At 64.2% G+C, this 397-nt stretch carries 1 protein-coding gene; it reads right to left on the bottom strand.

Going from position 1 to position 397, the window contains the following annotated elements:
• A partial coding sequence (locus tag ACT3UN_RS16590; RefSeq protein ID WP_444657678.1) for a transposase occupies positions 1-397 on the bottom strand: 397 nt, incomplete at both ends.

The raw sequence follows: 397 nt of genomic DNA, 5'->3' as shown, positions 1-397 counted from the left end.
GCGATTCGGGAAGATCCCCACGACGTCGGTACGCCGGCGAATCTCACGGTTGAGCCGTTCGGTGGGGTTGTTAGACCACACCTTCGTCCACACCGCCTTCGGCACGCTGGTGAATGCCAAGAGCTCATCAAGGGCCTCCTCCAGGTAGTTGGCGACGTTCGGGAACCTGTGCTCGCAGAAACTGACGACCTCCCGGGCCTGGGCCCACACCGCGGCGGCATCGGGTTGCTGGAAGATCGTCTGGAACATCGCCGACAGTGTCGGCCACTGCGTCTTGGGGACCATCGACGAGAGGTTCTTGGCGAAGTGCGTCCGGCAGCGCTGCCACGACGCATTCGGCAGTACCTCGCCGATGGCGTGCTGGATGCCCAGGTGGGCGTCGCTGGTGACCAGGTAC

Origin of the sequence: Corynebacterium sp. AOP12-C2-36, from assembly GCF_052379185.1 — a bacterium.
Lineage (GTDB): Bacteria > Actinomycetota > Actinomycetes > Mycobacteriales > Mycobacteriaceae > Corynebacterium.
This window is presented reverse-complemented; position numbering and strand designations above follow the sequence as displayed.